Annotated in this window: 11 protein-coding genes and 1 pseudogene; 4 read left to right on the top strand and 8 right to left on the bottom strand. The window is 46.7% G+C overall.

Translation table 11 applies throughout. The annotated features are described in order from the left end of the window. Nucleotides 1–29: 29 nt before the first annotated feature. The 3 genes from WFP70_RS02860 (at nt 30) to WFP70_RS02850 (ending at nt 3,740) form a co-directional block, all read left to right on the top strand. On the top strand, nt 30–2,087 hold the full coding sequence (locus WFP70_RS02860) for a pyrroloquinoline quinone-dependent dehydrogenase (RefSeq protein WP_442956330.1): 2,058 nt from the start codon (nt 30–32) through the stop codon (nt 2,085–2,087). A 290-nt stretch (nt 2,088–2,377) separates the two neighbouring features. Beyond that, a complete protein-coding gene (locus tag WFP70_RS02855; protein ID WP_337022524.1) occupies nt 2,378–2,968 on the top strand; it encodes a TetR/AcrR family transcriptional regulator in 591 nt (196 codons plus the stop codon). 79 nt (nt 2,969–3,047) lie between these two features. Further along, entirely contained in the window at nt 3,048–3,740 is a 693-nt protein-coding gene (locus WFP70_RS02850; RefSeq protein WP_337022523.1) for an aspartate/glutamate racemase family protein, read from the top strand. Between the two features lie 653 nt (nt 3,741–4,393). Here WFP70_RS02850 and WFP70_RS02845 read toward each other — a convergent pair. The 8 genes and pseudogenes from WFP70_RS02845 to WFP70_RS02815 form a co-directional block, all read right to left on the bottom strand. Then, nucleotides 4,394–4,837: a DUF6130 family protein gene (locus WFP70_RS02845; protein ID WP_337022522.1), complete on the bottom strand. Its 444-nt coding sequence runs from the start codon at nt 4,835–4,837 to the stop codon at nt 4,394–4,396. Between the two features lie 57 nt (nt 4,838–4,894). Next, entirely contained in the window at nt 4,895–6,085 is a 1,191-nt protein-coding gene (gene egtB / locus WFP70_RS02840) for an ergothioneine biosynthesis protein EgtB (protein WP_337022521.1), read from the bottom strand. Between the two features lie 66 nt (nt 6,086–6,151). Then, a complete protein-coding gene (locus tag WFP70_RS02835) occupies nt 6,152–6,736 on the bottom strand; it encodes a DUF308 domain-containing protein (protein ID WP_337022520.1) in 585 nt (194 codons plus the stop codon). A 186-nt stretch (nt 6,737–6,922) separates the two neighbouring features. After that, on the bottom strand, nt 6,923–7,540 hold the full coding sequence (locus WFP70_RS02830) for a hypothetical protein (RefSeq protein WP_337022519.1): 618 nt from the start codon (nt 7,538–7,540) through the stop codon (nt 6,923–6,925). Nucleotides 7,541–8,047: 507 nt separating this feature from the next. Continuing rightward, nucleotides 8,048–8,251, bottom strand: a pseudogene (locus WFP70_RS26765) (IS3 family transposase); the annotation flags it as partial. A gap of 110 nt (nt 8,252–8,361) precedes the next feature. Then, on the bottom strand, nt 8,362–8,745 hold the full coding sequence (locus tag WFP70_RS02825) for a Rid family hydrolase (protein ID WP_337022518.1): 384 nt from the start codon (nt 8,743–8,745) through the stop codon (nt 8,362–8,364). A gap of 164 nt (nt 8,746–8,909) precedes the next feature. Further along, nucleotides 8,910–10,346: an MFS transporter gene (locus WFP70_RS02820; protein ID WP_337022517.1), complete on the bottom strand. Its 1,437-nt coding sequence runs from the start codon at nt 10,344–10,346 to the stop codon at nt 8,910–8,912. A gap of 79 nt (nt 10,347–10,425) precedes the next feature. Beyond that, nucleotides 10,426–11,172: an SDR family NAD(P)-dependent oxidoreductase gene (locus WFP70_RS02815; RefSeq protein WP_282996845.1), complete on the bottom strand. Its 747-nt coding sequence runs from the start codon at nt 11,170–11,172 to the stop codon at nt 10,426–10,428. Nucleotides 11,173–11,301: 129 nt separating this feature from the next. Here WFP70_RS02815 and WFP70_RS02810 point away from each other — a divergent pair, with 129 nt between their 5' ends. Continuing rightward, nucleotides 11,302–12,177, top strand: coding sequence for a LysR family transcriptional regulator (locus WFP70_RS02810; protein ID WP_337022516.1), 876 nt, complete (start codon nt 11,302–11,304; stop codon nt 12,175–12,177). The last annotated feature ends 97 nt before the right edge of the window (nt 12,178–12,274 follow it).

Raw genomic sequence — 12,274 nt, 5'->3', positions numbered from 1 at the left:
AACAACATTTTCCCTTATTGAAGGTCAGTATGACCACACTGGCATTGCTGGTCACTTCTTTTTCCCTCCAGGCGCAAGACAAAGCCGCTGAAGCTTCCCAGGGGACGCAGGGAAAGCTCAGCGTTGATGCCGCTGATCAACAAGCGCCTCGATCAAACAAAACCACTGACCAGGTCTCAACCGATAATAACGAAGGCCAAAGGGTGTCATCTGTCGTTCAGCCAGCGACCTCACTGGTCCCCTCCTCTGCCACCTGGGACAGTTTTCATGGGCAGCTGAACGCCCAGAAATACAGTCCTCTGAAGCAGATCACCTCAGACAACGTCGGAAAATTGACTAAGGTATGGGAGTTTCATACGGGCGATGTTTCGGATGGTAAAGGTGATACCCCGGCTACCGTCTGGTCAGCGACGCCAATTTTTGCCAATCAGACACTTTACATCGGTACGCCCTTCGATCGCCTGATTGCGCTTGACCCCGGTACGGGTAAAGAGAAGTGGCACTATGACACGAAATCCTCACGTAAGGCGCTGACACAACCGGTTCTGAAAAACAGAGGCGTCTCTTACTGGCAGGCCAAAAATCCTGTCGCCGGGCAGGCCTGTCAGAAGATTGTGTATATGGGTACAGTCGATGGCAAGCTGTTTGCGCTTGATGCCAATACAGGAAAGCCGTGCAGCGACTTTGCTGACAAGGGCGTATTGGATCTCAATCAGTGGAACACCGTTAACGCTAAATATCCGCTATCGGTGTTACAGCCGCCCACGGTTGTTGGTAACCATCTGCTGATTGGCTGGGCGGGTAAAGACTGGGCCTATGCAGAAGCGCCACCGGGCGCTGTTTTTGCCGTTAACGCGCAAACTGGCAAGCGCGAATGGACTTTTGAAGCCATTCCGGCAGACGTCCGCAAGCGCACCGGGACAGCTAACGTCTGGACTCACATGTCTGCTGATGAGGAGCATGGTCTGGTTTATCTGCCCGTTTCATCCCCTTCTCCTAACTACTGGGGTGGCAACCGCGTTGCCCCTATTCCTCTTAGCACCTCCACTACCGCACTGGACATTAATACCGGTAAAGTCGTCTGGTCTCGCCAGTGGGTGCATCACGACGTATGGGATTATGATATTAACTCTGCGCCAACGCTGATGGATATCACCGTAAATGGCAAACAAATCCCGGCACTCGTCCAGGCCACCAAACAGGGCTTTTTGTTTGTGGTGAATCGTCTGACCGGAGAGGATGTCTGGCCAATTGAAGAACGGCCAGTGCCACAGGGGGATGGAACCGTACAGGGTGAAGTGCTTTCCCCAACGCAGCCATTTCCGACGAAACCTGCGCCACTGCTTGATCAGTCAAAAAAACCTGAGATATGGAAGCTGGCAGATATAGTGGGCGCTGGACAGTGTAAGCGTCTGTGGGACAATCTTACTTATGAGGGGATGTACACTCCCCCAACCACCAAAGGCGAAGGTACGCTGACCTATCCGGACAGTGCCGGTGGCGTGCAGTGGGGAGGTGTGGCATTTGATCCGCATAAACAGATTGCCATTGTAAATACTTCACATATCGTTCAGTACGTGAAGCTATACAGCCGTGAAGATTACGATAAAGCGGACAAGAGCGCCGGTAACGAAAATGGTTTTGCGCCGCAGGAAGGTGCACCTTACGGCATGCGTTTGCTGGTAGCAAATAACTGGCTGGGAATGCCTTGCTGGAAGCCACCCTTCGGTGAAATCGTTGCAATCGATATGCATACAGGTGACGTGAAATGGCGACGTCCTGTCGGCGCGGCGCAGCAATATGGTTTCTTTATGCCCGACAGCTGGGGTTCACCGACTATTGGGGGGCCGGCCATCACTGCAGGCGGTGTGATCTTCATTGGTGCCTCAATGGATGCCAAAGTTCGCGCTTACTCTGTCGATACGGGTGAAGAACTGTGGTCCGATCAGGCAGAAGCGCCTGCGGTGGCAAACCCGTCGGTTTATGAGTACAAAGGCCGTGAGTATGTCGCGTTTGTTGCCGGCGGAAATACAATTCTGAAGGATCAGGTAGGTGACCAGGTTGTGGTTTACGCACTGCCTGAATAATCTTCCTGACCCGGCCATAGCATCACTTTGGGGGCTCTGGCCCCCTTTTCAATTAACCGAAGTCTGGCTACGACCCGGCATGCTTGGGAGCTGAAGGTGGCTTCGGAGGAATGAATTCTTTCTACCACTATGTGCCAAAAGCGGAAGGTACTGGAATTGACTCTGAGGTGTCTGTTAAACCCGTGGCGATTCAACATGACACTTGACCTACCTTCTGGTAGGCAACTAAAATGCAATCAATAATAACTGATACAAAGATAATGCCCTTCATACATTTTATTGAGAATACAATGAATGAACTTTCCCAGAAAGCTAATGAAATTTCTGCACTTACCAGACGTCTACTCACCAAAGGCGGGTATAAAAGTTTTAGTTATGCTGATATCGCCGATGTCATTCAGATACGCAAAGCCAGTATTCATCACCATTTTCCCAGTAAGGCCGATCTTATCCGCACTGTTGTCATTCAATATCGTGAAGAGGCACTTGCAGGAATGTCAGCCCTTGACCAGCAGCTTAATGATCCAGTGGCTGAGGTTAAAGCATATGTCGATTACTGGTCCCGGTGCATTAATGATGGTTCATCTCCTTTCTGTATCTGCGTGATGCTTGCAGTTGAGTTGCCCAACTTACCAGATGAAGTGGCTATTGAAGTTAAAGGGCATTTTCAGGATCTCTCTGATTGGCTGACATCTCTACTACAGAAGGGACAAAACAAAGGTATTTTCCAATTAACAGATACGCCGTCTGTGGAAGCAAAATCTTTTATGGCAACGGTACACGGCGCTATGCTGGCTGCACGAGCTTTTAATAATGCAGCTCTATTTCAACAGATCACGCAACCTGTTTTAAGTCGTCTACTTGCTACAGATTTACGATAAAAAAATTGAGGTTGGGGGGCTATTATCCTGCCACTATTACATTCCCGTTAATTATTCAGCTGAACCAAGAGGTAACATAATGAAAAAAATTGGAATTCTGGGAGGCATGTCTGCGGCCTCAACACTGATTTATTATCGAAAGATGTGTGAGCTGATGCGTGATCGTCTGGGCGGTTTGCATTCCCCTGAACTATTGATTCGTTCTCTAAATTTCGCAAATATCGAACATTTACAGGCCAGTGGGAAATGGGACGACGCCGGTGCCATTCTGAATACGGAAGCGAGAGCGCTGGAGCTTGCAGGTGCCGATTTTATCGTTCTGGCAACAAACACTATGCACAAGCTTGCAGACCAAATGATGAGCGGTGTAACCATCCCGTTACTGCACATTGCTGATGCGACAGCTGCTCAAATTGTAAAAGCGGGTCTTAAGGCACCTGGTTTGATGGCGACTGCTTTCACGATGGAACAATCCTTTTACATTGATCGTCTCAGGGCAGCATCCCTCCAGCCTGTCATCCCTGGGGCTGTAGATCGGGCAGAAGTTCATCGCATAATTTATGATGAACTGTGCGCAGATAAAGTAATTCCTGTCAGTCGCTCTGTTTATGAAGACATAGCACAGCGTTTAACAGAAGCAGGGGCAGATTGCGTGATTTTAGGTTGTACTGAAGTTGGGATGTTGCTTAACCAGGATAACGTCCATGTGCCCGTTTTTGATACCACACTGATCCATTGTGAAGCTGCAATCGATATGGCGTTGCGTGCTTAACGGCGCTTGCCGCAGGTTCATTTATTAACAACGAGCAGCAGTGCTTTGAATCTTTCTGTGTTAAATATCCTTCCGTTTTATACTGGTTAACTCAGTTAAAAGCGCCAAAGCAGCATCGGTACAAAAGCTTGAGGAATGGTTAAAAGCCCGCTGACCCGCCAGTCTTATTCCTTTAGGGCGCGGTGGGGATGGGCAGTCAAGCAACAGTATCCGATTGTCGCCCGCTCGCAGCATATCAGGCGGATAAGCGGTAGCAATCGAGCGTCATATACGTTGCTACAGCGGGCTGACCGATACTGGCTTCTTTAGCTGCAGTTCATAAAGATTCGAACGCGATACACAGAGTACTTGCGCGATTCGAATCAGGGAGAATCTTCCGGTGGCAGCAATGGCATGCGTAATATCAATATTTTTACCTGGGCTGTCTCAAGCGCGTCCCAAAGAATTTCGGCTCCCATCGTTTTACGTCCCAGCATTTGTTCAGGCTTTTTGAATTTTTCTCCAGCGCTTTGACCTGGTAAATGTTGACAATATTGCCGCATGCGGCATAACCCTGAACATGGAAAAAGCCAAGCAAATACTCCATAATAACGGATGGAAATTTAAAACACTAATTGAATAATAATTCCACTAATATCTGAAGGGTACATTTCCTAAGGCACATTAACTTTTATAGTTTTGACTTGAATAATACTATGGGAAGCATCCACGAGTTCAATTCTTATCAAATGCCCACCCCTTTTCAATGGGCCAAAGTAGAGAGGAGAGTAATTTGCATGAATCCAACTCCAGCCACTGCCATCAACCATTACATGCAGGTGACCGATAGTGGGTTTTAATTTTGTCGCATCCTCGCCGTTGATTTCAGTATACAAAGGGAGGATTTGTAGATTTTCAACATCGAATTGAATATAAACATAGCCATCTTTAAGAAAATCTGCACGTGGTGCATAGAGATTTAGTTTGGGTTTTGCGCTAGCGGCAGCTAAGGTTTTAGTTGCAACAGCAGCCCCATCAGAATTAGCAAAAGAAATGCCAGTTGAAAACACGCTAAGCAATCCGAAGAAAAACGACATTACAAATTTTTTGGAATTCATTTATTACCTCAATAGATTTTGCCAATTACTTTTCTGATGTTGGATCTCGAGCAAGTCTTAATCCACTAAACATCCATCTTGACGACGGAGAAAAAAATTCCGATATGTTGCTCTAGTGTGATCATTAGGCGTTGCGAAAGAACCACCACGAAGGACCATTTGACCAACCATAAACTTGCCATTATATTCACCCACAGCTCCTTCAGGAGTTCGAAAACCCGGATACGCACTGTATGCACTTCTGGTCCATTGCCAGGCCTCATGATAAAGACCTTGTAATCTACTCTCGTGAGTTGCGGCGTATTCCCATTCCGCCTCACTTGGGAGCCGTGCTCCAGCCCATTCAGCATAAGCTGCTGCTTCAAAGTAGCTGATATGAACAACCGGAGAGTGGGGATCCAATGGAATACGTCCATATAAGCTAAAAGTTGACCATTTATTATTACTTTCTTTTCTCCAGTACAATGGAGCTGTCCACTTTTCTCCTTTGACTTTAGACCATCCATCAGATAACCAGAATGACGGGTTTTGATAGCCTCCATCTTCAATGAATTTTTGCCATTCAATATTGGTGATAAGTCGGTCAGCTATTTCAAAGGGTTGCAGATATACAATGTGCTCAGGTTTTTCATTATCAAAGCAGAAACCATTTTCATCATATCCAATTCGGGAAATACCTCCTTCAGAAAATAACCAATTGATATCTTCTTGTGGAGAATAGCTACCCCTGGGCTGACTAAAGTATACTGGTTCCATAATTGAATGAGAAAATAGATTCAGTATGTCCATCAAAATCAGTTCTTGATGTTGCTCTTCATGAGCTAATCCTAATTGAAGAACAGGTAGCAAGTCTGCCCTGAAGTTATCCAGAAGAGAATCCATTGCTTCATCTACATGCGCTCGGTAGCGCATCACATCAAGTAATGAGGGGCGCGTCATCAGCCCTCGGTCAAGCTTATTCTGGCGTGGTCCTAACGCTTCATAGTAAGAATTGAATAAATAATTATATTCTGCTGAATACTCACTATATGTGGGTAAATATGGTTTTAAAAGGAAATTCTCATAAAACCACGTAGTGTGAGCAAGATGCCACTTAGCCGGGCTTGCGTCTGGCATTGATTGTACAACCAGATCTTCAGCACTTAGCGATTCCACCAAAGAAATACTCTTGCCTCGGGTATTCTGATATAGCAACTTAAGGTCAGGCTCATCAATGTTTTTGACGGTGCCATTAAAGAAATGAACCATAGAATCACCTAAACTATTGAGCGAAGCGCCTCAGGAATGTATAAACTCTAAAATCAAGATAATAAACTAATGCATCATTACATTTGATGTATTTCTTTTGTTTTTTATAGTTAAAGAAATGGCAGAAATCAGAAAGTAAAATACACCAAAAGCAGCATAGGGCACGACGGTTGTCACATCTAAGGACATACCACTGCTTGCCTGCTTGAACATGAACACACCTGCTAGCGCTGATTGTGCTCCACTTAAAATCATAGACCATTGTCCATTAGAGGTTTTCCACCGACGTACCGAGGCTGAAAGTTGAAGGATGCCTGAAAATATTGCCCAGATTCCAAAAACTTTAATTGTCACACTCATGCCTACTGACAGAGACCATATTATAGCGGCCGTCACTATAATGCTGACGATTAAATTAAATTTTTGTGGAGGGTTCTCACCTAATCCTCCAGATCTTTGAGCATCTATGTAATTTGCGAGCGCATCCCATGCCGGATATAAAACAAGCAAAAGAGCACCAACGACAGGAATATTTCTGCCTATAAGAACTGCCAATGCAATCCATACCATCGACCCCACTGCCCGTATATAATAGTATTTGTTAAGCCATTTATTTTCGTTATGACTTTTAACCTGCATCTCGCTGCCCATTATACATCTCCTTAATTTTTAGGTTAACTACATGATTTAAATGTTAAATACCTTAAGAATATAGCTGTAATGCAAGTGTGGATAACCTACCTAATGATAGGCAATCAAAACCATTACCTTGCATTTGAGTCAATCCATTCTGAGAACTGATTAACATCAATAAATTTAAAAAACCATCTTATTGAATCAATAGGTTATCAGGTCTCTTTCAAGTCTTGCTTTTTTTAATGAGGTGACCTTTCTCTTCTTTGCTCCCTGAGAAACTGAGAAGGGCAACTTATAGCTGATGTACTCAAACGCAATCCACAATAAATAGTAAATAACTGGAACTGGCATTGCACATATAGAAGGCTGAGAGAATTCCTTCAGATTATCCTTGCACTCTATATTCTTCTGCGAATCTATTTTTTTAGAGCAAACACTTTGTATTAGATCTACCTGAGTGTCATTATAAAAAATTGAATCAATTGATTCATATACTTTACATGCCGTTTCATTAAAACCCACTGAACTTACACATTTTTTTATAGATCTTATGCTTCTGTTACCTACATTAGAATGCAATTTTTGGCTAGCCAACAATTGCGCCAGAATTACGTCAGTATCTATCCTTTTTTCTAAAGAGTTAACTTTGAGCGATTTTGATTCATTTACACTTTCATTAGAATTAACGAACGCTTCGTTTCTTAAATTTAATATTTCATGAAAGCCTATCTGATGTGAAGTCGATGATTTCTTAAGGTCCATCCAGGAGTTTGTGGCAAATGTGATTGAAAACTGATGTAGATTATATATGCCAGTCATTCGCATCTCCCATTAAATTAATTAACTTTAAGGGTATTAAACCTTAAAAATCTTAGGGTAAGTTAATGAAGTGTTTTATATAGTCCTTCTCACTAACTTTAACGTTCAAATATTTCACCAGACCACTGCAAACCAATCTACCAGTAGGTAGATTGGCTGTCAAACTCTTATCTTAACCAATTGAGCTCTGTTAAGCTGCAAGTACACAACTGTTGCAGGTGAAAATGCTTATAACATTTGTGTTAGTTAACCACGCAAAAGGACGGTGACAGTAACGAGCAACCGGGCAGTTCCGCATGACCATTACTCAGGGTGACCGTAATTTTTTGCTCAAGGTTATTCCTCAGCCAGATAATGAGGAGGGCACGATACGAACTACAGCTGATCTGCAGAGCAAAACCGGCCAGTCTCTCACTGGCACCGTTGAGGATCTTTAAGTTCCTGCTCCACTCCCGCAGGTAAGCCAGCGTCAGCTCTTTTTTGTTTCCAGAACGTCCGCAGCATGGCCTAACCGAGGCTCAGATTGTCAACCAGCTTATTCAGGCGAAGGTTTACCTCTTCAAGCTGCCGCATATGTTTCAGTTCTGGTGGAAAAATCCCGCAGTACTTTTTGCACCTGATGTAGAACGTGACATCGGAAACGCCCGGCCTGTAGCAGACTTCCGTTACGTGCATACCCAGTTCTGCTCGCTTCAGAGCAAAGACAATATGTTCTTCTGTGAATCATGACGTTTTCATCGGCACAACCTTCGTTCATGGAAGTGAATTTCATGCCGGAATTCTGTTTCTGAATGGTTCAGAGTTACGGGGCATGGTCTAAACTACCTTTTCGCCACAACCCGTATTTCTACCAGCGCATTTTCTGGAATGAATTCTACTACGCCTATGGCGCTCCATGCAGGATAGGGAGCTTTTATATACTCATCCTTTACTCTGGAAAAAACCTCTATATGCTTTTTTAAATCAATATGAAAACTGGTCATCTCGAGTATATTTTCATAATCTAAACCCGCAGTTTTTAAATAAACGCCCAGCTTATAGAATACATCATGAAATTGTTCTTCAGGATGTTTACTGATTGGTTTATCCTTACGCGCTGCGGTTACACCTGAAAGATACAATGTGCCATCGGCTTCAATGACGGGAGAAAAGTGCCAGTCAGTGTAATAATGTTGAAATTCTGCAGGGGCTATCGCCTGTTTCATCGTTTTTTCTCAGGTTGATAAATGATTCAATACCAGCGTACTCAAAATTTTTATAGCTGAAAATAACTTAAGTTCATACAGAGTATTACTCACTTTGTATATGACAAGTGACAGCTAAAGGATGCAATTTCTATCTCACCGAGTATCCGAACCTGTTGCCCGCCTCAATCAGAACTATGCCGGAAGGTTTTATGGCCAAGCCGCATGCTGAGCACGGCGCCGGTGGCAAGGCACGCCGCCATCGCCAGTAGCGACACAATAAAAGCATGAGAGATATCCGCTCCGCTGTGACAGTCATCCAGCATGCTGTAAAAAATGCCGCCAATAATGGCAGCGCTTAGCGCTGTGCTGAGCTGTAATGTCGAGCTGGTTACGCCGGCGATCATCCCAGAATAGGCTGGCGCAACCTGGCCGGTCACCATTCTCACCAGTGTGGGCATGGCCAGCCCCTGACCAAGTCCGGTAATAAACAGGAGTATGGCGAGCGGTAGCATCCCTGGAGCGTTGCCAGCCAGCGTATTGGCTATCAGCCATGCCATGCCCGCTAAGCCCAACACCTCGCATCCCATTCCGATCGCGCTCAGGTAATTTCCGACGAAACCTCTCAGGTAAGGCGTTAATAATGGCCCAATCAGGTAGCCGAGACCAAACGGCAGGAAAAGCCTTCCTGCTGTAAGAGCCGTCAGGTTCAATGCGCTTTGAAGATAAACAGAAAACAACAAAAAGAATGCGGCGATCGAATAAAACAGCAAAACAATGGCCAGCGCCTGTCCTAATCCAGGCGTACTCAATACGGAAGGTTCAAGCAGGGGCGAACCGCCCTTCTGACTCAGGCGGCGCTCATAACGCCATAACAGTGTGCCCAGCAACGGGACAGCCAGGAATAACAATACTGTCCACAAGGGCCATCCCGCCTCACGGCCTTCAATCAGCGGCACAATGAGCGCGCTTAGCGTTAGCGTTGCCAGTAGCATGCCGATGGGATCCAGACGCTGTGTGGATTGCGCCCGCGTCTCCTTAAGTAATCGCAGGCCAAAAAGAATAATCAGCAGCGCTACCGGCAGGTTTACGAGAAAAATTGTTCTCCATCCCAGGTGAAACAGGTCTGCTGAAATCAGTACGCCCCCCAGAACCTGTCCGATAACCGAGGCCAACCCAAACACAGCACCATAGATGCTAAGCGCTAATGGTTTTTCCGCTTCGGGAAAAATGGCCTGTATTGAAGCCAGCGCCTGAGGTGCCATAATCGCTGCCGTGGCGCCTTGTAATATGCGTCCGGTAATCAGAACCCACGGTGACCAGGCTAAACCACACAGCAGCGATGCGGCGGCAAATCCCATAAGGCCGATGAAAAACATCTTTCCCCGGCCATAAATATCACCCAGCCGGCCACCGGTAATTAATGTGACCGCATACACAGCGGCATAGGATGAAATTACCATCTGTTCAGCAGAAGATGAGGTACCCAGCTCGCCCTGTATTGCAGGCAGCGCCACATTGACAATAAAAAAATCGAGCGGCGGCAAAAATGCCCCAACCAGTAAAATGATAAACATCGCCCAGCGACGCGGCTCGCCTTGCATGATGCTATGGCTCGACATAGAACACTCCATAGAAACCTACCGTCCCCAAAAGGACTTTTGTCATCGCTTAATTACAGGTAACCCGTCAGCGGGTGTATCAGCGCATGCCGCCGGAAGCCAAAATTACCTCACCGGTGACCCACCCTGCGTCGTCTGATGCAAGAAATGAGACAATTGGTGCCACATCTTGCGCCTGTCCGATGCGGCCAAGTGGCGTCTGCTCTTCATTCCATGTCTGGAACGCCGAGTTCATCGCCCCTGCGCTATGGCTACCTTCCGTTTCGATCAGGCCAGGGTTGACCGCGTTAACGCGAATGCCTCGGGGACCGAGCTCTTGTGACAATACGCCCGTGATGGCGTCAACAGCGCCCTTTGCGCCACTGTAAATGGCACTTTCAGCGATAAACACGCGGGTGACGAAAGAACTGATATTGATGATGCTGCTGCCTTTAGCCAGGTACGGCGTGGCAGCGGCCGTCACCAAAAGCGTGCCTAAAACATTAATGTCGAATTGCCGGCGGTAGAGTGCTTCGGTGCTCTCTTCAATTCTGGCGAACTGATAAACGCCCGCGTTATTGACGACAATATCCAGCTGTCCAAAACGTTCGATAGCCGCGTTAATCAGTGCCTCAACGTCGGCTTGTTGAGTAACATCCGCTGCTACTGCTAACGCCTGTCCCCCGGTAACGGTAATGTCAGCCACTACTTTTTCGGCATCGTTTTTTCCTGAAGCGTAATTAACAATCACCCGCGCACCGTCCGCCGCCAGCTGGCGGGCAATCGCGGCGCCAATACCCTTCGATCCGCCGGTAACGATGGCAACTTTATCTTTTAATTTGTTCATAATTTCAGCTTCCTGTTATAACCGTCTGACGCGATTTGAATGAGGAAGCTATGGTGATGCTTACATTGTTGTTTGGGAACTGACATTTTTGTATATTCGATGTTCATTTTTGTACGGTGAGGAGCGAGCATGGAATGGAGTGACGTTCGGATATTTTTGGCAGTTAAGCGTAAAGGCTCTTTCGGGGAAGCGGCCCGCAGTCTTGGCGTGAGTCATCCAACGATAGGGCGCCGTATAAAAGCGCTTGAGGATGAGGCACAGCAAACGCTGTTTCGCCGGACCCGTGAAGGGCTGGTGCTAACGGACGCTGGCGATGGCGTAATGACATTGGCCGAAGCGATGGAAGACTCTGCGCTGGCAATGGAACGCCGCCTGGCGGGCAATCATGGCCGGCTTGAAGGAATACTGCGAATTTCTTCTGCGGAGTGGTTTGCTAACTATGTGCTGGCACCAGTACTGAACGAACTAACGCGCCGCCATCCAGCGATTGTGCCGGAAGTCATCGCAAGTTACCGCTTGATCAATTTGTCGCGCCGTGATGCCGACATTGCGTTTCGCATTGTGCCTTTTACCGAGCCGGATATTGTTCAGCGTCGCCTGATGAGGATGCCCTACGCACTCTATGGCACTCCACAAAACGCCAAGTTAATGCTAAACGATCCGCGTTCGGTGGGGCTGATCCTGATGAATACCGAGCAATCACATTTTCCTGACGTATCCTGGTTGCTTGAGCGTTTTCCGCAGTCGAGATGTGCTTTTAAAAGCACGAGCCGGGCGATTCAGGCGCACATGTGTGCTCGCGGGATGGGCATCGCCGTACTACCTCAACCGTTGGGTGATGCCACTCCAGGGTTGCAGCGCCTCGCAACGCCTGATTTGCCACCTTCACGAGATATCTGGGTAGGTTACCATCAGGATCTTCGGCACATGGATCGCTTACGTGCCATGTTGGATATCGCAGATACAATGGTTGGACCACTTAAAATAGATGCTGATGTGCGGTGACATCGGCAAATAAGGCGCGGGCTTATGGCCTCTTAGTGCTGTGAGTTCAACCGATGGATGTAACACACTTATTTTACCGCTCTGTGCCAAAAGCAGA

It is taken from the genome of Pantoea sp. USMM079 (genome assembly GCF_037153115.1).
In the GTDB taxonomy this organism is placed as follows: Bacteria; Pseudomonadota; Gammaproteobacteria; order Enterobacterales; family Enterobacteriaceae; genus Pantoea; species Pantoea communis.
Note: the sequence above shows the minus strand (reverse complement) of the source record. Positions and strands in the feature narration are given on the sequence as shown.

Coding starts and splice junctions, on each gene's coding strand:
- WFP70_RS02810 (WP_337022516.1), top strand. CDS start 11,302: ATGGAATGGAGTGACGTTCGGATATTTTTGGCAGTTAAGCGTAAAGGC.
- WFP70_RS02835 (WP_337022520.1), bottom strand. CDS start 6,736: ATGGGCAGCGAGATGCAGGTTAAAAGTCATAACGAAAATAAATGGCTT.
- egtB (WP_337022521.1), bottom strand. CDS start 6,085: ATGGTTCATTTCTTTAATGGCACCGTCAAAAACATTGATGAGCCTGAC.
- WFP70_RS02820 (WP_337022517.1), bottom strand. CDS start 10,346: ATGTCGAGCCATAGCATCATGCAAGGCGAGCCGCGTCGCTGGGCGATG.
- WFP70_RS02860 (WP_442956330.1), top strand. CDS start 30: ATGACCACACTGGCATTGCTGGTCACTTCTTTTTCCCTCCAGGCGCAA.
- WFP70_RS02825 (WP_337022518.1), bottom strand. CDS start 8,745: ATGAAACAGGCGATAGCCCCTGCAGAATTTCAACATTATTACACTGAC.
- WFP70_RS02855 (WP_337022524.1), top strand. CDS start 2,378: ATGAATGAACTTTCCCAGAAAGCTAATGAAATTTCTGCACTTACCAGA.
- WFP70_RS02850 (WP_337022523.1), top strand. CDS start 3,048: ATGAAAAAAATTGGAATTCTGGGAGGCATGTCTGCGGCCTCAACACTG.
- WFP70_RS02830 (WP_337022519.1), bottom strand. CDS start 7,540: ATGACTGGCATATATAATCTACATCAGTTTTCAATCACATTTGCCACA.
- WFP70_RS02815 (WP_282996845.1), bottom strand. CDS start 11,172: ATGAACAAATTAAAAGATAAAGTTGCCATCGTTACCGGCGGATCGAAG.
- WFP70_RS02845 (WP_337022522.1), bottom strand. CDS start 4,837: ATGAATTCCAAAAAATTTGTAATGTCGTTTTTCTTCGGATTGCTTAGC.